Below are 21,855 nucleotides of genomic sequence, written 5' to 3' on the forward strand. Positions count from 1 at the left end.
TCGACCTGTGTGCGTGCATAGGCACACGGGCTCATTATTTTTCGTTGAGGAGCAGTTATATGAGCAAAGACCAGGCTTCGCCCGAATCGGCGCCAAAGGCGCCAGATCAAGCGGAACAAGCCGCTTCTGTCGACACGGCAATCACAACGGAAGAAGGTGTTGTCGAACCAACGCCGATCGAGCAACTTGCACAGCAATTGACCGAAGCAACTCGCCGAGCGGAGGAGAATTGGGACAAATTCGTACGCACCCAGGCCGAGTTGGAGAATTTGCGCCGACGCTCGGAAAAAGAACTCCAGAATGCCAATAAATATGCTCTGGAGAAATTTTCGAAGGAGCTATTGACCGTGGTCGATAGCCTCGAACTCGGGCTGCAAGCGGCCGTCGGAGAGACCTCGGATGTGGTGAAATTGCGCGAAGGCATGGAGCTCACGCTAAAGCAGCTGAATTCGGTACTGGAAAAATTCAGCGTCCGAGCAGTGGATCCCATAGGCGAAAAGTTCAATCCGGACTTACACCAGGCCATGGCGATGCAACCGACCACTGATATCGAGCCCAATACGGTGGTAAAAGTTTTCCAAAAAGGATATCTCCTCCATGATCGCCTGTTACGTCCGGCCATGGTGGTTATTGCCCAAGCCGCCGCAGAATCCACGCGCATCGACGAGCAAGCTTGAAATCAGCCTTGGCGCCCCCATATTAACGCTAAACCCACACCTAACCCACAAGCTATTGATTAATTTGGAGAATTAAATGGCGAAGATTATTGGCATCGATTTGGGCACCACCAATTCCTGTGTGGCCATTCTTGAAGGGGGCAAACCGCGCGTCATCGAAAATGCCGAAGGCGCTCGCACCACCCCCTCGGTCGTGGCCTTTACGGCCGATAACGAGGTACTGGTCGGGCAGTCCGCTAAGCGGCAGGCGATCACCAATCCCAAGAATACCTTATATGCCATAAAGCGGCTTATCGGACGCCGCTTCAAGGATTCTGTGGTTCAAAAAGACATACATCTTGTGCCGTACAAGATTGTCGAAGCCGATAACGGCGACGCGTGGGTCGAAGTCAACGGCAAAAAAATGGCCCCTCCGGAAATTTCGGCACGCGTATTGATGAAGCTGAAAAAGGACGCCGAAGCGTTTCTCGGCGAGGAGATCAAAGAGGCGGTCATCACCGTACCCGCGTACTTTAACGACTCCCAACGCCAAGCAACGAAAGACGCCGGCCGCATTGCTGGGCTCGATGTCAAGCGCATCATCAATGAGCCGACCGCCGCAGCCATGGCCTTCGGTCTGGACAGAAAGCACGGAGACATCAAAGTTGCGGTCTACGATCTCGGCGGCGGTACGTTCGATATTTCCATCATCGAAATTGCCGAAGTCGACGGTGAGCATCAGTTTGAAGTACTTTCCACCAACGGCGACACCCATCTTGGCGGCGAAGACTTCGACCTGCGCATCATCGATTACATCTGCGACGAGTTTAAAAAAGAGAACGGCATCGACCTGCACAATGATCCGTTGGCTCTGCAACGCCTGAAGGAAGCGGCGGAAAAGGCGAAGATCGAGCTGTCTTCGAGCCAGCAGACCGACATCAACCTGCCCTACGTCACGGCCGATGCGAGCGGGCCCAAGCATCTCAATATGAAGCTTACCCGTGCCAAGCTCGAATCCTTGGTCGAGGATCTGATCTTGAAGACAAAAGGCCCGTGCGAAACCGCGCTCAAGGATGCTGGCCTCAAGCCCAGCGAAATCAACGAGGTTATCCTCGTCGGTGGGCAGACGCGCATGCCGAAAGTTCAGGATTTCGTGAAGGACATCTTCGGCAAAGAGCCTCGCAAGGACGTCAATCCGGATGAAGCGGTGGCGCTCGGTGCGGCGATCCAAGGCGGCGTTCTAGGTGGACAGGTCAAAGACGTACTGCTGCTGGACGTCACTCCGTTGTCTCTAGGCATCGAGACCTTGGGCGGCGTCATGACCAAGCTGATCGAGAAGAACACCACCATCCCCACCAAAACCGGGCAGGTCTTCTCGACGGCCGAGGACAACCAAACCGCGGTTACGATTCACGTCCTGCAGGGCGAACGTGAAATGGCGAAAGACAACAAGTCTCTCGGCAAATTCGATCTGACCGACATCCCGCCGGCTCCGCGCGGCATACCGCAGGTCGAAGTGACTTTCGATATCGACGCCAACGGCATCCTGCACGTGTCGGCCAAGGACAAAGCTACTGGCAAGCAGCAATCGATCCGCATCACCGCCTCCAGCGGCCTGACCGAGGACGAGATCAAGCGTATGGTCAAGGATGCGGAACTGCATGCCGAAGAAGACAAGAAACTGCACGAACTGGTAACTGCGCGCAATAACGCAGACGCCATGATCCATGCAACGAACAAGACGCTGCACGAACTTGGCGATAAAGTGGAAAGCGACGAGCGCAGCAAAATCGAAGGTGCGATTAGTGAATTGAAGACCGCCATGAACGGTGACGATAAGGCGGAAATCGAGCGAAAGACTGAACATCTGACCGAGCTTTCGGGTAAACTGGCGGAACGCTTATACGCACAGAAAGGCGAGACAGCTGGTTCGCCCGGCGCTGAAACCGAACAACCGACGGAAGCCAAGGCAGGCGAAGATGTCGTCGATGCCGAATTCGAAGAAGTGAAAGAGGATCGGAAATAAGGCCTTATCGCTCGGTTTGGCACTGTGCCATGAATGCAGATGAGCGGAAGCAAACTGCTCTGCTCATCCGCCCTCCTCTCCTAAGTTTATGCGTAAAGCAGTCGAGCTTTCGGGTGAGGGAAGGTGGCGAGGAATTAACGCCTGAGTATTTCGGGCAAGTTTGATGCGTCCTGCGCATTGACTCCAACTTAGCCGCAGGCAAAGCCCTGCGGCTCTTTATGTTATGGCGAAAGAAGATTATTACGAACTTTTAGGCGTGGCGCGAAACGCGAGCGATAGCGACATCAAAAAGAGCTTTCGCCGCTTAGCGATGAAATATCATCCAGATCGCAACCGCGACAATCCGAAAGCGGAAGAGCAGTTCAAAAAGATCAAGGAAGCCTACGATGTGCTTTCCGATCCGAAGAAGCGTTCCGCTTATGATCAATTCGGCCATGCCGGAGTTGATCCATCCATGGGCGCAGCCGGTGGGTTCGGCTTTACCGGCGAAAGTTTCAGCGACATCTTCAGTGATGTCTTTGGTGATATCTTCGGTGGCGGTGCGACAGGCCGAAGACGGGGCAGTCGCGTGCAACGCGGTGCCGATCTTCGCTATAACCTGGAGATCACCCTCGAGGAAGCGGTCGCGGGCACCGAAGTCAAGATCCGCGTACCGACCTTCGTAACTTGTGACGAATGCAATGGCACCGGCGCCAAGAAGGGCACGGGACCCACGACCTGCTCTACTTGCCAGGGCCATGGCGCCATCCGCATGCAACAAGGCTTCTTCGCCGTGCAGCAAACCTGCCCGACCTGTCACGGTACGGGCCAGCAAATAAAGGATCCTTGTCGCGTCTGTCACGGGCAGGGACGTGTTCAGGAAACCAAAACGCTATCAGTCAAGATCCCGCCAGGTGTGGACACGGGGGATCGTATCCGTTTGGCCGGCGAAGGCGAAGCGGGAGAAAGCGGAGGACCACCGGGCGACTTGTACGTACAAATCTCCGTTAAAGAGCACCCGATTTTTACCCGGGATGGTGCCAATCTCTATTGTGAGGTTCCGATCAGCTTCCCGACCGCTTGTTTGGGCGGCGAACTGGAGGTTCCAACGCTCGATGGCAAAGTGGTACTTAAGATTCCCGCGGAAACCCAAACCGGCCGGCTGTTCCGGCTGCGCGGCAAAGGGGTAAAACCGGTGCGCGGCGGCCCGCAGGGCGATCTGTTGTGCCGAGTCCGTATCGAAACGCCGGTACATCTCAATAAGGACCAGATCGAGTTGATCAAGAAACTGGACGACTCCCTGAGCGGGGGCGGCAGTCATCACAGTCCACAAGCACATGGCTGGCTCGACGGAGTGAAACAGTTTTTCGACAAACTCGGGCTTTAATTGCCGGATTGCCGGATTGTCGAAACGCCGCAAGGCCACTGATCGACACGAAAATACCAAAGCCATATCTCAGGAAAACCATAATGATCAAAGTTGGAATCGTCGGAGCCGCTGGTCGCATGGGACAAGCCTTGATACGCGCCTGCCTCGACACCAACGGAATGCTCCTGACAGCCGCGGTGGAGAGAAAAGGCAGCCCCGAAACGGGGAGGGACGCCGGAGAGCTTGCCGGACTGTCGAAGCTCAACATCCCCGTGGTTGACGACCTGAGCCGCGTCGTCTCGGGCCTCGATGTCGTCGTCGACTTCACTCGCCCCGAGGCAACCATGGAACATCTCGCGGTGTGTCGGGAGCACGGTAAACGACTCGTTATCGGTACGACTGGCTTCACGCCTGAACAGAAAGCGGATATCGAACATATCGCACTTACGATACCGCTCGTACTAGCACCGAACATGAGCGTAGGGGTAAATCTTTGCCTCAAACTGTTGGAAATCGCTGCGAAGGTCATCGGCGAGCAAACCGATATCGAGATCATCGAGGCCCATCACAGGCATAAAGTGGATGCCCCCTCCGGGACGGCATTACGTATGGGCGAGGTCGTGGCCGCCGCACTCGGCCGAGATCTGCGCGAATGCGCCGTCCATGGACGGGAAGGCTACACCGGGGAACGCGATCCCAAAACGATAGGCTTTTCCGTGATTCGGGCTGGCGATATCGTGGGCGAACATACCGTGATGTTCGCCGACGAAGGCGAGCGCGTCGAAATTACCCATAACGCGACCAGCCGCATGACCTTTGCCAAGGGAGCCATGCGCGCCGCCATTTGGCTTATGGACAAAACGCCGGGCATTTACGACATGCAGGACGTACTGGGGCTCAAGGCCTAACGGCTTACCTTCGCCTTAACGTGACAATTAGGTAATGGACAGTCGATTCCGTCCGTACTCTCCATGGGTCAACCGCCAAGTCAACACGCTTAAACTTCTTAGCAGGTCGTTTCTTAAGCCGCGGCTAATCCGGCTCACTTTCTGCCTTATCTTTTTCTTGCCGGTAGCGACGGCTGCTCCGCCACAAGCTGCCATCGCCAGCGCGCACCCGCTCGCCACGGAAGCCGGTTTTGAAATTCTGGATAAGGGCGGTAATGCGTTCGATGCCGCGGTGGCCATCAGTGCAGCACTCGCAGTGGTCGAACCTGCGGGATCGGGGCTCGGCGGTGGCGGCTTTTGGCTTCTTCATCGAGCGTCCGACGGCAAAACGGTGATGCTGGACGGTCGAGAGCGGGCTCCCTTGGCGGCCCGGCCCGACATGTACCTCGATGACGAAGGAAAAGCCGTGCCCAACAAATCAGTCAACGGAGCTCTTTCTGCGGGCATTCCAGGCATGCCGGCTGCGCTCGTGCATCTTGCCCGGAATTACGGACGGCTCCCACTCTCTAGCGACTTAGCGCCGGCTATTCGCTATGCCGAAGACGGGTTTCCCATAAGTGAACGTCATTGTCGACTACTGTCATTTCGCGCCGACGTATTGCGCAGGTCGAAAGCAGCAGCCAACGTTTTTCTAGTCAATGGGAAAATGCCCGAGCCCGGTGCGCTTTTGAAGCAAAAGGAACTCGCGAATACGCTCACGCAGCTCGGCGAATCCGGCAAGATCGGCTTTTATAACGGTGATACCGCGAAAAGATTAGTCGAAGGCGTCCGAAGTGCCGGCGGCATTTGGACCGTACAAGACTTGTCCGATTATCGTGTAGTCGAGCGGGAGCCCGTTCAAGGCTTCTACCGTGGAATACGCATAACCGCGCCACCACCGCCTTCCGCGGGCGGGATCGGCTTGATCGAAATCCTGAACATATTGTCCGGCTACGATCTGAAAGCCGTCGACAGCACTACCCGCAAGCATCTCATAGTCGAAGCCATGCGGCGCGCCTATCACGACCGCGAGCGATTCCTGGGTGATCCCGATTTCGTAATGATGCCGTTACGTCGGTTACTCAGCCCGAATTATGCCGCCGGTTTACGCGCGGCGATACACCCGAGCCGAGCACTCCCGAGTCTGTATTTAAGTCAGTTCAACGCCCCTGAGCCGGATGGCGAAAACACCACTCATTTTTCCGTTCTAGACAGGGAAGGCAATCGTGTCGCCGCCACTCTAAGCATCAACTATCCTTTTGGCTCCGGATTTATGCCTCCTGGCACCGGCGTATTGCTGAACGACGAGATGGATGATTTTGCCGCTCATCCCGGCTCAAGCAACGTTTACGGATTGGTAGGCGGTGAGGCTAACACCATTGCACCCGGTAAACGGATGCTGTCCAGCATGACGCCGACGTTTGTTGAGGACCAGCATCGCATAGGCATGATCGGAACCCCCGGCGGAAGCCGTATCGTCTCCATGGTACTGCTAGCCGTTTTGGATTTCGCCGAAGGCCACACACCGGATTCTTGGGTGTCCATTCCTCGATTTCACCATCAATATCTACCGGATGTTATCCAATATGAACCCGGCGGCCTAACCGAGGAGGAGCAAGTGGAACTTAAGAAAAGGGGTCATGAGTTGAAACCCATCGATCGCCGCTACGGTGACATGCAATCGGTTCTCTGGGACAAGAGCATTAATCGGATTTACGCCGCCAGCGATCCGCGAGGCGAAGGCTTGGCCAAACTGAAATAGAGTGTTTCGCTGTTTTCCGAGGACTTGCGTTAACTGGACCTATGCGTCGCTTTCTCCGACACTGCATTGACGCGCGTTCGCGCAGCGCTCTCTATATTTGAGTGGTCAATTGCGCGTACGAAGCATTGTTTAAGTCTTGGCGGTCGAGAGAGATCACTCGACCGCCACGCTCACCTCAAAGCTTAGCATCGGGCCGTACAACGCGCGACGTCTGAGTTCGTAAAAAATCGCGCGGACGATGCACTGATTTTAGATGTCCGACCTTACCTAGACCCTCCCCTACTTCCGCGTATGGGAACTCCATCCGCCCGGTGACACCCTTCAGGCGCTACTACGACAACTTGAGAGTGGTCAAATAGTCCTTGAAGCTATCACTCAGTTCTGGATGTTTCAGGCCCTGCTCTACCGTTGCGATCAAATATCCGAGCTTTGAACCGCAGTCATAACGTTTACCATGGAATTCATAAGCTAGAACCGGTTCCTCGTGCAGCAGCATCGCAATAGCATCGGTAAGTTGAATTTCGCCGCCGGCCCCTTTAGCCACGTTATCGAGTTTGTCAAAAATGGCAGGGGTTAAAATGTACCGACCAACTACCGCCAAATTCGAAGGTGCATTTTCTGGCTTCGGTTTCTCGACGATTTGCTCCAACTTTCCAATGTTGTCTTGAATCAGATTAGCTTTAACGATGCCGTAGCTTTGAGTTTCCGAAGGAGCGATCCTCTCAACTCCCAGTACCGAACACTGCCATTCGTCGAAGATTTTAACCATCTGCGACAGACAGCCGGTATGCCCATCGTCGATCATGTCGTCAGCCAGCAACACGGCGAAGGGTTCATCTCCAATCACAGCCCGCGCACAATTGACTGCGTGCCCCAAGCCCAGGGCTTCCGCTTGGCGAATGTAAACGCAAGTGACATGGGGCGGGACGATGTTTTGAACAATCCGCAAGATCTCCGACTTACCGCGGTTGGCCAGCTCGGTTTCAAGTTCGTAGGCCTTGTCGAAATGATCTGAAATTGCCCTTTTCGTCCGGCTAGTAATGAACACCATGACGTCGACCCCGGCCGCAACCGCTTCTTCCACGGCATATTGGATCAATGGCTTGTCTACAATAGGCAACATTTCTTTCGGGCTCGCCTTAGTGGCTGGAAGAAATCGCGTTCCTAGGCCGGCAACCGGAAAAACTGCTTTTCTTACAATCCTCTTCATTGTTTGCTTTGCTCTTTACTCAACCAAATTAAATCTTGTGTTTATCCTCGAGATATCGAAGCACTATCTGAGCACATGTATCCAAAGAGTCGACACCTGAATGTAAGGTAATTTCAGGATTTTCTGGCTCCTCGTACGGAGAAGAGATGCCTGTAAAATCAGGAATTTCGCCAAGTCGAGCCCTCTTATACAAACCTTTGACGTCACGATTTTCGCACACCTCTACCGATGCATCGCAGTAAACTTCGATGAAATCTCCCTCACCGACTAGCGATCTCACCATTTGTCGGTCCCGTCGAAACGGGGATATAAAAGCCGTCAGAGCAATAACGCCTGCATCGATGAACAGCTTACTCATCTCGCCGATGCGGCGGATATTTTCCCGTCTGTCTTCTATACTGAACGCTAAATCAGAGCAAAGTCCATGCCGTACGTTATCGCCATCGAACACGTAGGTACGACATCCCCGTTCGAACAGCAGCTCTTCGACACGATGAGCCAAGGTCGATTTACCGGCCCCGGAAAGGCCGGTAAACCATAAAATAAAGCTTTTGTGCCCATTAAGCCGCTCTCGCTTTTCTCGTGTTACGGACGCGTTGTGCCATACGATGTTTGAACTCATAGAAATCACTTTCACTCGTTTTAATTCCCTCGAGTATTTTAGCCTTGAGTTCGATGGCGCTCACCAAGGATGGAAATTTATTTTTCAAAAAAAAGGCTCCACGAAGGAGCCTTTCGGAATCGATAGTCGATTTTTGATTATTTGGCCTTGGCAGATGCCGCTGCCGAATTTGGTGCTTCAGCGCCGACAGTAATCTTGTCGCGGTTCTTTTCGATTGTCGCGGTGCCAATTCCTTTGACACGCGCCAAATCATCCGCCGACTTAAATTTGCCGTTTTTTTCACGATCCTGAATAATCGCTTCCGCTTTTGCCTTGCCTACACCGTTTAAACTTTGGGCAAGCTGGTCGGCCGTAGCGGAATTAATATCTACTGGTTCAGCTGATACGCACCACGCACAGCTAAAAAGCATTAATGCAAATATAACTTTCCTAAGCTTCAACATGACGGCTCCTGTAGGTTGCAAATATGTTGCAAGCTTAAAGCTAGCAGTCGATGCCGCATATGCAATTGAAATTACTGTAGGAATTTTCGGATTTTTGCGTAAGCTTTTGCCGACAAGTCATTTAGGCAGTGCTTTACAGATGAGAGACCGATGAAAGCAGCGCTTGGGTTCTGTTACTGCCGAAGCGGACAGTATTGGAGGCGTTCTCATAGACACCTTCAAGGCAGTTGATAGGCGTGGTTGCTGACACTCCAGCGCATTCCACTGCACTTTCCAAGATTGACTTGTCGCCGGACCCAGACGATCCCAGTGCAGCAATGCACGTCGGAGCACGTCACGGCTGGATGGCAATTTTTGTGAGGAAGGACTTACACCGGCTGGTGTGCTAAACAGAATATGCTAGGACAGAGACAGAGGGACGGAGACGCAATACGATGCCTTTAATGGACCAAATCTATATCGCCTAATTTGTGGCGGCCTCAGGGGCAACTCAACTCCGCGCTTGATTGACTCGATCTCGCAGTTCTTTGCCAGGCTTAAAATGAGGTACAAACTTGGAAGCCAACTCGACTGAGTCGCCTGTTTTTGGATTCCGCCCCATCCTCGGTGGACGATAATGCAGCGAGAAACTCCCGAACCCTCTAATTTCGATGCGCTCGCCCGATGAAAGGGCATGGGTCATATGTTCGATCATTCCTTTTACCGCCAACTCGACATCCTTAAACGCCAAGTGGCCGTACTTCTCTGCTAAGAGATTGATCAATTCTGACTTTGTCACTGTCATTTCCATAAATAGCGGGGGGCAGTGTGTCCGCCCCCCTTGCTTGACCTGACTATTTATTTTCCATCTGTTCCTTGAAGATATCTCCCAAAGTAGGCATACCGGAGGAAGATTGCTGTGAGTACCCCTTGATTGCAGCAGCTTCCTCTTCTTGATCCTTCGCCTTAATCGAGAGAGTAATGGATTTGTTTTTCTTGTCGACCCCGATGAACTTCGCTTCGACTTCGTCGCCTACCTTCAACTGGGTACGAGCGTCTTCTACTCGATCGCGAGAAATTTCGGACGCGCGGAGATAGCCTTCAACACTGTCAGCCAGGGTGATAACTGCCCCCTTAGCGTCGACTTCCTTGACAACCCCGTTGACAATGCTGCCTTTTTCGTGGGTCGCCAAGTAATTCTGGAAGGGATCCTGCTCCAACTGCTTTATGCCGAGCGAGATTCGTTCCCGCTCAGGATCGATGGCCAGGATGATGGTCTCCACTTCATCGCCTTTCTTGTATTGGCGAATCGCTTCTTCGCCCGGAATGGACCAAGAAATGTCCGACAGATGCACCAGACCGTCGATAGCACCTTCCAGTCCGATGAAAATACCGAAATCGGTAATCGACTTGATGCTGCCCTTAATCTTGTCGCCCTTCTTGTGGCTCGCAGCAAATTCTTCCCAAGGATTGGGCTTGCACTGCTTCATGCCGAGAGAAATGCGACGACGCTCCTCGTCGATGTCGAGTACCATGACCTCGACTTCCTCACCCAACTGGATAACCTTGGCCGGGTTGACGTTCTTGTTGGTCCAATCCATCTCGGATACGTGAACGAGGCCTTCGACGCCCTCTTCCAACTCGACGAAACAGCCGTAATCCGTAAGGTTGCTGACCTTTCCGAAAAGGCGCGTGCCCGGCGGATAACGACGTGCGATATTCAGCCACGGATCCTCTCCCAGCTGCTTCAAGCCAAGCGAGACGCGATTCTTTTCCTGATCAAATTTAAGTACCTTGACCTGGATTTCTTGGCCGATCTGAACGGCTTCCGAGGGATGCCGCACTCTCTTCCAAGCCATATCGGTAATGTGGAGCAGGCCGTCGATGCCGCCGAGATCGATAAAGGCGCCATAATCGGTCAGGTTCTTCACCACGCCCGTGACGATCGCACCTTCTTTCAGGTTCTCGAGCAACGCTTCCTTCTCGGCGCTGAACTCGGATTCCACTACGGCGCGGCGGGAAAGCACAACATTATTGCGCTTTTGGTCGATCTTGATGACCTTGAATTCGAGGTCGCGCCCTTCCAAGTAGGACGTGTCGCGGACCGGACGCACATCGACCAGAGATCCGGGCAAAAAGGCGCGCAACGCACCGACAGCCACCGTGAAGCCTCCGCGTACCTTGCCCGTAATTCTACCGACCACGGTCTCATTCTTCTCGTACGCCTGTTCGAGCTCTTGCCATGCCTTCAACCGCTTTGCCTTGTCGCGGGACAACAGCGTAGCCCCTAAACCGTCCTCCAGCATGTCGAGCGCCACTTCGACCGTGTCGCCGATCTGTACTTCGATTTGTCCGTCGGAATTCAAGAACTGCCATTTGGGTATGACGCCTTCCGACTTCAATCCCGCATTGACTACGACCACATCGGGGCCGATATCGATTACGGTGCCCGTGATGATGCTGCCTGGGCGCATTTCCGCCTGAGCCAGACTCTCTTCAAACAATTGTGCAAAGCTATCGCTCATAAAACGAACTTGGTTCTAACAGCCAAGTTTCCCTAGCCGTTTGGGTTAATTGGTTAAACAAATTGCCGAGCAAACGCCGGCAACGCCTCAAAAATTACCGATTACGATCTTACCTACCGCCTATAATATCGAGACATCGGGCGATAACTTGATCAATCGTGAGATCGGACGAATCAATCAGAACAGCGCCATCCGGTACAGTCAGCGGCGCCTCAGCACGTTCCTTGTCGCGCCGGTCCCGTTCTTCAATCTCTTTCGTTAAGCGTTCAAGGTTAACATCAGCCCCCTTCTCTTTCAACTGCTTATGCCGCCTTTTTGCGCGCACTTCCGCGCTGGCAGTTAAAAATATCTTATACGGGGCGTCGGGAAAAACGACTGTGCCCATGTCGCGGCCGTCTGCGACCAAGCCGGGTTCTCGCTGAAAATCGCGCTGCTTCTGCAAGAGTACCTGTCGTACCGGTCCATAAGCGGCGATCTTCGAAGCCGTGTTGCCGCAGTCTTCCGTCTGGATTTGACAGGCAATATCCTGGCCGTTCAGAAGGATGCGCGGCGGATCGTTCGCCTCGAATTGAAGATCCATCGACCGAGCGACACTGACAACGGCGTCGACATTGTGGGGGTCGATCGCAGCCTGGGTAACGGCGAAGGCCAATGAACGGTAGATGGCCCCGCTGTCCAAGAAATGCCAGCCCAGCGTCTTGGCCAACGCACGGCTCACCGTCCCCTTGCCGGCACCGCTCGGCCCATCAATGGTGATCACCGGCACCTTCGTTGTCATAGGATTTCGCCGAAAATGGCAGAGATGTTTAGGCCCATATCGCGCGCCAACTCCACGAAGCTCGGAAAGGATGTATTGACGTTCGCGCAGTCGTCGATTTCGATCAGGCCGGCGGCCCGCAGCGCGGCAACAGAAAATGCCATGGCAATACGATGGTCGCCGTGGGAATTTACTTTCCCCCCGGACAGTTTTCCGCCCCGTACAATCATACCATCCGGCGTCGGCTGGGCGTCGATGCCCAAGGCTTGCAAACCGTCAGCCATTACTTGGATACGATCGCTTTCCTTGACCCGTAGTTCCTCGGCGCCGGTCAATCGAGTTTCCCCCTCGGCGCAGGCCGCGGCGACAAACAGAACCGGAAACTCGTCGATCGCCAAAGGCACCAATTCTTGCGGAATCTCGATCCCGCGCAGGCGACTTGAACGGATGCGGATATCCGCAACCGGCTCACCGCCCATCTCGCGGACATCGACGACCTGAATATCCGCCCCCATCAGACGCAGAATGTCCAAAACCCCGGTACGAGTCGGATTCACGCCCACATGCCGGAGGGTGACATCGGCATCTTCGCCGATTGCTGCGCCGACCATGAAAAATGCCGCCGATGATATGTCGCCAGGCACATCGATGTCGCAGGCAACAAGTCTCCCGTCCGGCTGTACGCATACGGTATCGCCTTCACGAACCACCGGATAGGAAAATCCGGCCAACATGCGCTCGGTATGATCGCGCGTAGGAGCCGGCTCGCGCACACACGTCCTGCCGGCGGCGTAAAGCCCGGCCAAGAGAAGACAGGACTTGACCTGGGCACTGGCCACCGGCATATCGTAGTGAATCCCCCTCAGCTTCGTGCTGCCTCTAATCTTGAGCGGAGCGGTTCCCGCCTCGGTAGTTTCCACCACTGCGCCCATCGTACGTAGCGGCTCGGTTACTCGCTTCATGGGGCGGCGGGAAAGAGAAACGTCGCCGGTCAAAACCGAGTCAAAATGCTGCCCCGCCAACAGACCGCAAAGGAGACGCATCGACGTGCCCGAATTCCCCAGGTACAACGGTTCTTTGGGCGCACGCAACCCATGCAGCCCCACACCTCGAATGCACACCTGCCCGTCTTGCGGGCCCTCGATGTCGACGCCCATCGCCCGAAACGCATTCATAGTGGCGAGGCAATCGTCCGCTTCCAAAAAGCCGGTGACGCGGGTCGTGCCTTCGGCCAGCGCACCCAACATGATGGATCGATGGGAGATGGATTTATCGCCGGGCACCCGGGCCTCTCCGCGAAGCGTGCCACCCGGCTGCACCCGAAAGCTGATCGTGTTGTTCTGCATGGACCTGTTATTTTTCAAGTTGATCTAAGAATCGTTGTCGCGCACTGCGGGCTTCGGAGAATAAAGAATAGAGTTCGTCCTCGGCCCCTCTCGAAATCAGACCAGCGGCCACACTAAGCTCTTCGCGGAACTGATGGATCAAGGATACGATTTGCCGCCGGTTCGCGAGGCAGATATCCAGCCACATTTTCGGATCGCTGGACGCGATACGGGTAAAGTCCCGAAATCCGCCAGCGGCATACTGAAAAATTTCCTGCTGCTCGTCTTTCTTACCTAGCATGTAAGTCAGCGTAAAGGCCAACACGTGAGGCAAATGGCTGGTCGCGGCCAACACTTCGTCGTGATGGGCTGGCTCCATTTCCGAAACCTTGGCTCCTATCGCTCGCCAAAAACGCTCAACCCGCTTGATGGCCAGCGGCGACGTGTTGTTTAGAGGCGTCAGGATAACTCGCTTGCCCTGATACAAATCGGCGGTCGAGGCATCCACACCGCTCCGTTCGGCTCCCGCGATCGGGTGGCCTGGCACAAAATTGTCGGGAATTTCACCAAAAACTCTTTCGGCGGATTCGATGACATTACACTTCGTGCTGCCCGCGTCCGTAACGACCGCTCGGGTGGACCATACCGGCTTCAACGCGCGAAAAATGGCATCAAAGGTCCCGACCGGGGTCGCGATCATCACCAAATCGGCACTTGCAGCGCCTTGCGATGTATCGGAATATCCGACGTCGATGACACCGCATTCCAATGCTTTTCGCAAGTTATCGGTATCGGCATCGACGCCCACGATTTCATGGCAGAGCCCTTTGGCGCGCGCGGCACGCGCCACCGATCCGCCGATCAGCCCCACGCCGATGATGCATAGACGCTCGATCATAAGGCCAAGACACAGTCCAGTGCGGCCAGGAAAATCCGGTTTTCTTCCTCGGTACCGACGGTGACGCGCAAATGATTGGGAAGACCGTAATTGGCAACCGGCCGAACGATGACGCCCTGCCGTAACAGCGCCTCGTAAACCGGGGCTGCCGGTCTTCCCACGTCGACCATAATGAAGTTGCCGACCGAAGGAATGAAGTTCAAGTCGCGCTCGGTGAAGGCTTCGCTTAGCCGGCACAGGCCCTCTCGATTCAAGCTCACCGAACGGGTCAGATGATCGTTGTCGTCGAGTGCAGCCTTGGCGGCTTCCAAGGCCAGAGAATTGACGTTGAACGGTTGCCGCACGCGATTCAAAAGATCGGCAATCGCTGGGCTCGACACCGCATACCCGACCCGCAGCCCCGCCAGCCCATAGGCTTTGGAAAAAGTCCGGATCACGATCAAACTGGGAAAATCGGACAGCCACTCTATGCAATCGGGATAGTCGGGAGCTTCAACATATTCGAAATACGCCTCGTCCACAACGGCGATGACATGCTCGGGAAGGTCGCCGAGAAAACTGCGCAACTCCGATTTCGTCAAATAGGTCCCGGTCGGATTATTGGGATTGGCAATGAATACGACCCGCGTCGATTCATCAACTGCCTGGGCCATGGCCTGCAAGTCATGGCCATAACGGGGCCCGTGAGAGCCGTCATGGGCCGGTGCAACGACCGCCTGTGCGCCGACGGCTTGCGTCACGATGGAATAAACCGCAAAGGCATATTCGGAATAGATCGCTTTCGACTGCGGGGACAGGAAAGCGCGGGCCACCAACTCCAGTGCGTCGTTGGAACCGTTACCCAAGGTAATCTGTTCGGGTCGGACATCGAGTTTGCGCGATAATGCGGCCTTGAGCTCGAAACCGCTGCCGTCCGGGTATAGGTGGATTTCGGATGATGCACGACGTGCTGCTTCGAGCGCCTTCGGGCTAGGCCCTAGAGGGTTCTCGTTCGATGCCAATTTGACGATATTGCGTAGCCCTAACTCCCGTTCCAGTTCACTGATGGGTTTGCCGGGCAGGTAAGGCGTGAGCGCCCGAACTCCGGGAACGGCTAAATGCTCTGCTTTCATAAAGATGAGTCGAATACTAGGATCAAACGATCAAGACGAGGCCCGAGGATAAGAACCGAGGATTTTCAACATCGTGACGCTTTTCTCAACTTCCTTTAATGCCTCCGCCAATCGAGGTTCATTCCGGTGTCCTTCCACATCGACGAAGAAGACATAGTCCCACGTACCCCGGCGAGACGGTCGGGATTCGATTTTGGTCATGCTGATGCTGTGCCTCGCAAAAGGCTCGAGGACAGCATAAAGAGCGCCGGGATTGTTCCGGGTCGAGAGGAGTAACGACGTCTTATCGTTTCCGGTGGCTCCGACCGGATTCCGCCCGATCACCAAGAACCGCGTGGTATTGTCCGGCTCGTCTTCGATGTTGCGCTCCAGAACATTGAGTCCATACAGCTCGGCCGCCACTTCCCCCGCTATGGCCGCGGTATTCGGCATGACAGCGGCAAGTCGTGCCGCCTCGGCATTGCTGCTGACGGCGGTCTTCCGAACGTTCGGAAGATAACGATCCAGCCATTCGCGGCATTGAGCGAGAGATTGTTGATGGGAGAAAACTTCACGTATTTCTTCGGAGCTACTCAACTTGCTCATCAGGTTGTGGTGAATACGCAGCCCCACCTCGCCGGCGATGAGCAAAAAGGATCGCAAAAAGCTATCCAGGGTGTGGGTGATCACCCCTTCGGTAGAATTTTCGACGGGCACCACGCCGTACTGGCAGGCGCCGCTTTCGACAGCCCGGAAAATTTCGTCGATAGCCGGCAAGGGCACCGCCTGAATGGCATGGCCGAAGTGTTTGTAAGCGGCCTGCTGCGTAAACGTGCCCTGAGGACCGAGAAAAGCAACGGTCAACGGTTTTTCCAAGGCCAGGCATTCCGACATGAGCTCGCGGAAAAAACGGGTGACTGCTTCCTGGCTCAAAGGACCGCTATTGTTTTCGGCGATGCGCCGCAGCACTTCCGCTTCCCGCTCGGGGCGGTGAAAACAATCGACCTCGCCCGCCGCCGTCTTGATTTCGGCAACTTGCTGGGCGCAGCGCGCACGCTGGTTCAACAGCTCCAAGATCCGATCGTCGATCGCATCGATCTCCTTGCGGAGGTGAAGCAACGCAGTATCGACAGTCGATGTATTGTTCGAATTCTCCATGACAACTCGTTATATGACGCGGGCGGAAAGCACTCCCTTGATGGCCCGGATATGTTCCAGCGTTTCGGCGGGCACCTCGGTATTGAGGTCGATGAGCGTATAAGCAAGTTCACCTCTCGACTTGTTCAACAAATCGAGAATATTGAGGTTGGCGTCGGCCAGCGCACCGGAAATCTGCCCTACCATCTTGGGCACGTTCTCATTCGCTATTCCGAGGCGGACGCCCTCGGTCCGCGGCATGACCACGTCCGGAAAATTCACCGAGTGTCGGATGTTACCGTTTTCCAGAAAATCCCGCACTCTATCGGCCACCATTACCGCACAGTTTTCCTCGGCTTCGGCGGTGGAGGCACCGAGATGCGGGAGTACGACGGCGCGAGGATGATTCAGCATGGCGCGCGAGGGAAAGTCGCATACGTAGGCGGCGAGATGGCCGGCGTTCAGAGCGCCGTACACGCTGGCGTCGTCCACGATGCCGGCGCGGGAAAAATTGAGCAAGACCGCCCCTTTCTTCATGATGCCGATTCGTGCCGCATTGACGAGGTGGCGCGTCTGGTCGTTCAGCGGCACGTGCAAGGTCAGGAGGTCGACCTTCGCAATCAAATCGTCGATGCTCGCGGCCCGCGCAACCGACGAAGACAGCTGCCAGGCGCTTTCGACGGTAAGCAGCGGATCGTAACCGATCACATGCATGCCCAAACCCGTCGCCGCATTGGCCACTCTTACGCCAATAGCGCCCAGTCCCAAAACCCCCAAGGTCTTGCCCGCCAGCTCGAAACCGGCGAATTGTTTCTTAGTTTTTTCGACGCGGTGATGAATCGTCTCGTCGTCGCCCTCCAACTGGCGGGCAAAGTCCCAAGCCGTACAAATGTTGCGGGCCGCCAATAGCATCCCCGCAATGACCAACTCTTTCACGGCATTGGCGTTGGCGCCCGGTGCATTGAACACCGGAATGCCGCACTTCGAATACTCCGCGACGGGAATGTTGTTCACCCCGGCGCCGGCACGTCCCACCGCCTTCACCGATTCCGGGATGGGCACGCCGTGGAGGTTATGGGAGCGCAGCAGTATCGCGTCGGGATGCTGAATTTCCGACGCAATCTCGTAACGGTCGCGGGGCAGTCGCTCTAATCCGGCCACCGAGATGTTGTCGTAGGTGAGAATCTTGAACATGAAACTATCCGTGTCTGCGCTCGAACTCGCGCATGAATTCGATTAAGGCATCGACTCCTTCTTCAGGCATCGCGTTGTAGATGCTAGCCCTGAATCCACCTACCGACCGGTGCCCCTCCAGGTTCACTAATCCTGCTGCTTTGGCTTCGGCCAAAAACGTTTTTTCCAGGTCCGCTTTCGCCAGCCGGAACGGGACGTTCATGCGGGAACGATAAGCCGGCTGGATGGGGTTCGAATAGAACGTCGAACCGTCGATAGCGGCGTACAGTTTTTCCGCCTTACGGATATTGCGCGCTTCGACGGCAGCCAATCCGCCCTGATCCCTCAGCCACTCCAACACCAGGCCCAGCAAATACCAGTTGTAGGTCGGCGGCGTATTGAGCATGGAACCGCTGTCCGCCTGCTTCTTATAGTCGAAGATCGACGGCGTACCAGTCAGGGCCTGCCCGATCAGATCTTCGCGCACGATCACCACGACGATACCGGCCGGCCCCATGTTTTTCTGCGCGCCGGCGTAAATCAGGCCGAATCGGCCGACATCCAGCGGGCGCGACAGGATATTGGACGACATGTCGCAAACCAGCGGCAGCCCGGCCGAGTCAGGAACATCCTGGAATTCGACCCCGCCGATGGTTTCGTTGGCGGTGTAATGGAGATAAGCCGCATCCGGATCGATGCGCCAATCGGAGCGAGGCGGAACAGTCGTAAAGCCGCTTTCCTTGGAACTCGCCGCAATAGCGACCGAGCAGTACCGCTCGGCCTCGGAAACGGCCTTCTCCGACCAGAGGCCGGTATTGACATAGCAAGCCTTGAATTTTCCCCGAAGAAGATTCATTGGGACCGCCGCGAATTGTCCGGTCGCGCCACCTTGTAAAAACAAGACTTTGTAATTCGCCGGAATCGTCAGAAGCTCGCGCAGGTCCGCCTCGGATTTCTCGGCGACGGCGACAAAATCTTTGCCGCGGTGACTCATTTCCATGATCGACATACCAGTGGAATGCCAATCCGGCAACTCTTCGCGCGCGCGGAGCAACACCGGCTCGGGAAGCATGGACGGTCCCGCGCTGAAATTGTAAACCCTAGCCATCGTCGCCCTCCTGGTCTTCATCCGTTTCCGCCAACTCGTCGTTTTCGCCCTCAAGGACCGGAATCCTGTCCACTCCGACGACTTTTTCACCCGGACTGAGGCGGATCACCGTCACGCCTTGAGTATTGCGCCCGAGTTCCCGAATCTCTTCGACCCGCGTCCGCACCAGCGTGCCGGCATCGGTGATCAGCATGATCTCGTCCGAATCCTGAACGAGTACGGCGCCGACTACCGAACCGTTACGTTCGCTGGTTTGGATGGCGATCACGCCTTGGCCGCCGCGGCGGTGTATCGGAAAGTCGCTCAGCGCCGTACGCTTGCCGAACCCGTTTTCGGTAATGTTCAGCACCGAACCCTCGGTGCCGATGATGAGGGCAATGATCTTCTGGCCGTCGTGCAGCGTCATGCCGCGGACGCCGGTTGCGCCACGCCCCATGGGCCGCACGTCCTCTTCCTCGAAGCACACGGCCTTGCCCGCATTGCTGAACAGCATGACATGCTGCTTGCCGTCTGTGATGGCCACGTTCACCAAGTGATCGTCCTGCCGCAGATCGATGGCGATTTTCCCGGACGGGCGCGGACGCTCGAACTCCCGCAGCCCCACTTTTTTGACGATACCCGAGGCGGTCGCCATGAAAACGTAATGGCTTTCGTCGAATTCCCGAATCGGGAGGATGGCATTGATGCGCTCGCCCTGCTCCAGCGGCAGCAGATTGACGAAAGGCTTGCCGCGCGACACGCGGCTGGCCGAAGGCAGCTCGTAGACCTTGAGCCAGTACACCTTGCCCACGCTCGAAAAGCACAGAATGGTGTCATGGGTGTTGGCCACGATGAGTTTTTCGATGAAATCCTCTTCCTTGGTGGTCGCCGCCGCCTTGCCGCGCCCGCCCCGCCGTTGCGCCCGGTAGGCGCCGAGCGGCTGCGATTTCACGTAGCCTTCGTGGGAAACCGTGACCACCACGTCTTCCTCGGTGATCAGATCTTCCGCGGACAAATCGAGACGGTCCTCGATGATTTCGGTGCGACGCTTGTCGCCGAACTGGTCGCGGATGGCGACAAGCTCGTCGCGGATGACTTCCATCAATCGCTTGTCGCTGGCCAAAATTTCGAGGAGCTCGTCAATCTGCGCCAACAGCTGCTTGTATTCATCGATGATCTTGTCCTGCTCCAGCCCGGTCAGGCGGTGCAGACGGAGATCCAAAATTGCCTGCGCCTGCTCCGGCGACAGGTTGTAACCGTGTTCGGTCAGACCGTAACCGGCCGCGAGGTTTTCCGGACGGGACCGCATTGCGTCTTCCGCCCTGGCCAGAAGATCCGAAACCACGCCGGGACGCCAGGTGCGCTCCAATAGCCGCTGTTTCGCTTCCGCAGGATTGGGCGACGTCTTGATCAGTTCGATCACTTCGTCGATATTCGCGAGAGCGACGGCCTGACCTTCCAGGATATGCGCACGTTCGCGCGCTTTTCGAAGATCGTACAGCGTGCGCCGGGTGACGACTTCGCGGCGATGATCGATAAACGCCGCGAGCAACTCCTTGAGGTTCAGACAGCGCGGACGTCCGTCCAGCAAGGCCACGGTATTGATGCCGAACACGCTCTGCATGGCGGTCTGCTGATAGAGATTGTTCAGCACCACTTCCGGCACTTCGCCGCGCTTGAGTTCGATCACCATGCGCATGCCGTCCTTGTCCGACTCGTCGCGCAGCCCGGAAATGCCCTCCAGCTTCCCCTCCTTGGCCAGCTCGGCGATTTTTTCCATGAGCCGGGCCTTGTTCACCTGATACGGCAACTCGCTGACGATGATGCTGGTGCGTCCGCCGTCTTCCTCGAAATCGCAGCGGGCACGGATGTAAATGCGGCCCCGGCCGGTGAGATAAGCTTCACGGATGCCGCTCGCCCCATTGATGATGCCGGCTGTGGGAAAATCCGGTCCCGGGATGTGTTCCATCAGTTCGGCGATGCCGGCATCCGGATTCTCGATCAGCAACAAGCAGGCGCTGATGACTTCGGTGAGATTGTGGGGCGGGATATTCGTCGCCATGCCCACCGCGATGCCTGCCGAACCGTTGATGAGCAAGTTCGGAATGCGCGTGGGCAGTACCGAAGGCTCTTTTTCGGATTCGTCGTAGTTCGGGATGAAATCGACCGTCTCTTTCTCGAGATCGGCGAGCAATTCGTGCGCAATGCGGGCCATGCGCACTTCGGTATAACGCATGGCCGCCGGCGGATCGCCATCGACCGACCCGAAATTGCCCTGACCGTCGATTAGCATATAGCGCAGCGAAAACGGCTGGGCCATGCGCACGATCGTGTCATACACCGCGGCGTCGCCGTGCGGATGGTATTTACCGATGACGTCACCCACGACGCGGGCAGACTTCTTGTAAGGCTTATTCCAATCGTTGCTCAGCTCGTGCATGGCGTAAAGCACGCGCCGATGTACCGGCTTCAAACCGTCACGCACATCCGGCAAGGCGCGCCCCACGATCACGCTCATGGCGTAATCGAGATAGGACTGTTTCATCTCGTCTTCGAGACTGACCGGAATAATTTCTTTGGCGAAGGAAGTCATGAGGGAGTGCTGTACCGTAAAGGAGCCGCGCCGCTTCAGATACGCCGCGTAAATAACCAACCGGCATTATAACCGTTGAGGCGTGGCCGCTCCACTAAAGCAGGAACGACAGTTGTTCACCGTCCCTGTGCATAAGATTGTGGGCCGACCTTAGATAGGCAATCTAAATCATTATTAACCCGGCCTATAAATATAGGCCGGGTTAATCCGGGGCAGGGATGCCCCGGCGCGGCGACAAGCCGCGTGAGCCCAGGCCGGGCGTGTACCGGCCTGGGCGGCGGCCCGAAATACCAGGAG

18 protein-coding genes are annotated in these 21,855 nt (G+C 55.9%); 5 read left to right on the top strand and 13 right to left on the bottom strand.

Going from position 1 to position 21,855, the window contains the following annotated elements; all coding sequences use genetic code 11:
* The first annotated feature begins 59 nt into the window (after nucleotides 1-59).
* The 5 genes from grpE to ggt all read left to right on the top strand — a co-directional run bounded on the left by grpE (nucleotide 60) and on the right by ggt (nucleotide 6,718).
* A complete protein-coding gene (gene grpE / locus ABJK70_RS02420) occupies nucleotides 60-677 on the top strand; it encodes a nucleotide exchange factor GrpE (RefSeq protein ID WP_077728363.1) in 618 nt (205 codons plus the stop codon).
* A gap of 76 nt (nucleotides 678-753) precedes the next feature.
* Nucleotides 754-2,682, top strand: a complete 1,929-nt coding sequence (dnaK, locus tag ABJK70_RS02425; protein WP_077728364.1) for a molecular chaperone DnaK — start codon at nucleotides 754-756, stop codon at nucleotides 2,680-2,682.
* Nucleotides 2,683-2,905: 223 nt separating this feature from the next.
* Entirely contained in the window at nucleotides 2,906-4,048 is a 1,143-nt protein-coding gene (dnaJ, locus tag ABJK70_RS02430; RefSeq protein ID WP_077728365.1) for a molecular chaperone DnaJ, read from the top strand.
* An 83-nt stretch (nucleotides 4,049-4,131) separates the two neighbouring features.
* On the top strand, nucleotides 4,132-4,938 hold the full coding sequence (dapB, locus tag ABJK70_RS02435; RefSeq protein WP_347257339.1) for a 4-hydroxy-tetrahydrodipicolinate reductase: 807 nt from the start codon (nucleotides 4,132-4,134) through the stop codon (nucleotides 4,936-4,938).
* A gap of 157 nt (nucleotides 4,939-5,095) precedes the next feature.
* Complete coding sequence (gene ggt, locus ABJK70_RS02440) at nucleotides 5,096-6,718, top strand: gamma-glutamyltransferase (RefSeq protein ID WP_347257340.1); 1,623 nt, start codon at nucleotides 5,096-5,098, stop codon at nucleotides 6,716-6,718.
* 331 nt (nucleotides 6,719-7,049) lie between these two features.
* Here ggt and galU read toward each other — a convergent pair whose 3' ends face one another.
* The 13 genes from galU to gyrA all read right to left on the bottom strand — a co-directional run bounded on the left by galU (nucleotide 7,050) and on the right by gyrA (nucleotide 21,558).
* Entirely contained in the window at nucleotides 7,050-7,928 is an 879-nt protein-coding gene (gene galU / locus ABJK70_RS02445; protein ID WP_077728368.1) for a UTP--glucose-1-phosphate uridylyltransferase GalU, read from the bottom strand.
* A gap of 28 nt (nucleotides 7,929-7,956) precedes the next feature.
* The gene (gene cysC, locus ABJK70_RS02450; protein WP_077728534.1) at nucleotides 7,957-8,550 is read right to left on the bottom strand and encodes an adenylyl-sulfate kinase; all 594 of its coding nucleotides are present in this window, start codon (nucleotides 8,548-8,550) and stop codon (nucleotides 7,957-7,959) included.
* Nucleotides 8,551-8,687: 137 nt separating this feature from the next.
* Nucleotides 8,688-8,993: a ComEA family DNA-binding protein gene (locus ABJK70_RS02455; RefSeq protein ID WP_077728369.1), complete on the bottom strand. Its 306-nt coding sequence runs from the start codon at nucleotides 8,991-8,993 to the stop codon at nucleotides 8,688-8,690.
* Between the two features lie 490 nt (nucleotides 8,994-9,483).
* Nucleotides 9,484-9,783, bottom strand: a complete 300-nt coding sequence (locus tag ABJK70_RS02460; RefSeq protein WP_276205321.1) for an integration host factor subunit beta — start codon at nucleotides 9,781-9,783, stop codon at nucleotides 9,484-9,486.
* A gap of 43 nt (nucleotides 9,784-9,826) precedes the next feature.
* Nucleotides 9,827-11,497 carry a 30S ribosomal protein S1 gene (rpsA, locus tag ABJK70_RS02465; RefSeq protein WP_077728370.1) on the bottom strand — a complete coding sequence of 557 codons (1,671 nt, stop codon included), beginning with the start codon at nucleotides 11,495-11,497 and terminating at the stop codon, nucleotides 9,827-9,829.
* A 109-nt stretch (nucleotides 11,498-11,606) separates the two neighbouring features.
* Nucleotides 11,607-12,275 carry a (d)CMP kinase gene (cmk, locus tag ABJK70_RS02470; protein ID WP_347257341.1) on the bottom strand — a complete coding sequence of 223 codons (669 nt, stop codon included), beginning with the start codon at nucleotides 12,273-12,275 and terminating at the stop codon, nucleotides 11,607-11,609.
* The gene (aroA, locus tag ABJK70_RS02475) at nucleotides 12,272-13,600 is read right to left on the bottom strand and encodes a 3-phosphoshikimate 1-carboxyvinyltransferase (RefSeq protein ID WP_077728372.1); all 1,329 of its coding nucleotides are present in this window, start codon (nucleotides 13,598-13,600) and stop codon (nucleotides 12,272-12,274) included. The genes cmk and aroA overlap by 4 nt, the downstream gene beginning before the upstream one ends.
* Before the next feature lie 7 nt (nucleotides 13,601-13,607).
* Nucleotides 13,608-14,477, bottom strand: a complete 870-nt coding sequence (locus ABJK70_RS02480) for a prephenate dehydrogenase/arogenate dehydrogenase family protein (RefSeq protein WP_347257342.1) — start codon at nucleotides 14,475-14,477, stop codon at nucleotides 13,608-13,610.
* Nucleotides 14,474-15,589: a histidinol-phosphate transaminase gene (hisC, locus tag ABJK70_RS02485; protein ID WP_347257343.1), complete on the bottom strand. Its 1,116-nt coding sequence runs from the start codon at nucleotides 15,587-15,589 to the stop codon at nucleotides 14,474-14,476. Before hisC ends, ABJK70_RS02480 begins: the two co-directional genes overlap by 4 nt.
* Nucleotides 15,590-15,619: 30 nt before the next feature.
* On the bottom strand, nucleotides 15,620-16,726 hold the full coding sequence (gene pheA / locus ABJK70_RS02490) for a prephenate dehydratase (RefSeq protein ID WP_077728375.1): 1,107 nt from the start codon (nucleotides 16,724-16,726) through the stop codon (nucleotides 15,620-15,622).
* 9 nt (nucleotides 16,727-16,735) lie between these two features.
* Nucleotides 16,736-17,899: a phosphoglycerate dehydrogenase gene (locus ABJK70_RS02495; RefSeq protein WP_347257344.1), complete on the bottom strand. Its 1,164-nt coding sequence runs from the start codon at nucleotides 17,897-17,899 to the stop codon at nucleotides 16,736-16,738.
* Between the two features lie 4 nt (nucleotides 17,900-17,903).
* Nucleotides 17,904-18,986, bottom strand: coding sequence for a 3-phosphoserine/phosphohydroxythreonine transaminase (gene serC, locus ABJK70_RS02500; RefSeq protein ID WP_077728377.1), 1,083 nt, complete (start codon nucleotides 18,984-18,986; stop codon nucleotides 17,904-17,906).
* Nucleotides 18,979-21,558, bottom strand: a complete 2,580-nt coding sequence (gene gyrA, locus ABJK70_RS02505; protein WP_156880179.1) for a DNA gyrase subunit A — start codon at nucleotides 21,556-21,558, stop codon at nucleotides 18,979-18,981. Before gyrA ends, serC begins: the two co-directional genes overlap by 8 nt.
* Nucleotides 21,559-21,855 lie beyond the last annotated feature (297 nt).

Source organism: Methylocaldum sp. (genome assembly GCF_039794385.1).
Taxonomy (GTDB): domain Bacteria; phylum Pseudomonadota; class Gammaproteobacteria; order Methylococcales; family Methylococcaceae; genus Methylocaldum.

Bases quoted from the DNA above. Each gene is read 5' to 3' on its own strand.
- gyrA (WP_156880179.1), bottom strand. From the start codon at position 21,558: ATGACTTCCTTCGCCAAAGAAATTATTCCGGTCAGTCTCGAAGACGAG.
- hisC (WP_347257343.1), bottom strand. From the start codon at position 15,589: ATGAAAGCAGAGCATTTAGCCGTTCCCGGAGTTCGGGCGCTCACGCCT.
- dnaK (WP_077728364.1), top strand. From the start codon at position 754: ATGGCGAAGATTATTGGCATCGATTTGGGCACCACCAATTCCTGTGTG.
- galU (WP_077728368.1), bottom strand. From the start codon at position 7,928: ATGAAGAGGATTGTAAGAAAAGCAGTTTTTCCGGTTGCCGGCCTAGGA.
- ABJK70_RS02455 (WP_077728369.1), bottom strand. From the start codon at position 8,993: ATGTTGAAGCTTAGGAAAGTTATATTTGCATTAATGCTTTTTAGCTGT.
- cmk (WP_347257341.1), bottom strand. From the start codon at position 12,275: ATGACAACGAAGGTGCCGGTGATCACCATTGATGGGCCGAGCGGTGCC.
- dnaJ (WP_077728365.1), top strand. From the start codon at position 2,906: ATGGCGAAAGAAGATTATTACGAACTTTTAGGCGTGGCGCGAAACGCG.
- serC (WP_077728377.1), bottom strand. From the start codon at position 18,986: ATGGCTAGGGTTTACAATTTCAGCGCGGGACCGTCCATGCTTCCCGAG.
- ABJK70_RS02495 (WP_347257344.1), bottom strand. From the start codon at position 17,899: ATGTTCAAGATTCTCACCTACGACAACATCTCGGTGGCCGGATTAGAG.
- ABJK70_RS02460 (WP_276205321.1), bottom strand. From the start codon at position 9,783: ATGGAAATGACAGTGACAAAGTCAGAATTGATCAATCTCTTAGCAGAG.
- cysC (WP_077728534.1), bottom strand. From the start codon at position 8,550: ATGAGTTCAAACATCGTATGGCACAACGCGTCCGTAACACGAGAAAAG.
- rpsA (WP_077728370.1), bottom strand. From the start codon at position 11,497: ATGAGCGATAGCTTTGCACAATTGTTTGAAGAGAGTCTGGCTCAGGCG.
- ABJK70_RS02480 (WP_347257342.1), bottom strand. From the start codon at position 14,477: ATGATCGAGCGTCTATGCATCATCGGCGTGGGGCTGATCGGCGGATCG.
- aroA (WP_077728372.1), bottom strand. From the start codon at position 13,600: ATGCAGAACAACACGATCAGCTTTCGGGTGCAGCCGGGTGGCACGCTT.
- dapB (WP_347257339.1), top strand. From the start codon at position 4,132: ATGATCAAAGTTGGAATCGTCGGAGCCGCTGGTCGCATGGGACAAGCC.
- pheA (WP_077728375.1), bottom strand. From the start codon at position 16,726: ATGGAGAATTCGAACAATACATCGACTGTCGATACTGCGTTGCTTCAC.
- grpE (WP_077728363.1), top strand. From the start codon at position 60: ATGAGCAAAGACCAGGCTTCGCCCGAATCGGCGCCAAAGGCGCCAGAT.